Raw genomic sequence first — 555 nt, 5'->3', positions numbered from 1 at the left:
GGACGCGAGCAGGCCAGCATGTTCCTCGAGATCCCCGAATGGTGGGTCTACGCCGTGGGCAGCGTTGCCTCCGTGCTGTGGATCGCCGTCATCCTGTACGTCGCCTTCGAATGCGTCCTGCGGGCTCGCGGACGCCTGTCCGCCCCCGCCGACGAAGTGCATTTCGGCTGACCGGCGCATCCGCAGAGCAAGACCCATGGACCGTTTCGACATCGGCCTCATCATGTTCGTCGCCGCGCTGGTGCTGATCGCCCTGCGCATGACGGTCGCCGGCGCCATGCTGCTGGTCGGCGGCCTCGGCTACGCGGCGATCAACGGCTGGCTGCCGCTCCTGAGCACGCTCAAGACCATCACCTACTCCAAGTTCGCCAACAACGGCCTCTCGGTGCTGCCGCTGTTCCTGCTGATGGGCGAGTTCGCCAGTCGTGGCGGCATGAACGCGCGGCTGTTCCGCACCGCGCGCGCCTGGCTCGGGCACTGGCGCGGCGGCCTCGCGGTCGCCACCATCGGCGGCTGCGCCGCGTTCGGAGCGATCTGCGGCTCGTCGCTCGCCAC

Annotated in this window: 1 protein-coding gene; it reads left to right on the top strand. The window is 69.0% G+C overall.

What is annotated here, in order from left to right:
* Positions 1-196: 196 nt before the first annotated feature.
* Positions 197-555: TRAP transporter large permease subunit (locus tag ABTU92_RS30785; RefSeq protein ID WP_408095314.1), on the top strand; the 359-nt coding region annotated here is incomplete at its 3' end.

This window comes from Rhodoplanes sp. SY1 (assembly GCF_046000175.1).
In the GTDB taxonomy this organism is placed as follows: domain Bacteria; phylum Pseudomonadota; class Alphaproteobacteria; order Rhizobiales; family Xanthobacteraceae; genus Rhodoplanes.
This window is presented reverse-complemented; position numbering and strand designations above follow the sequence as displayed.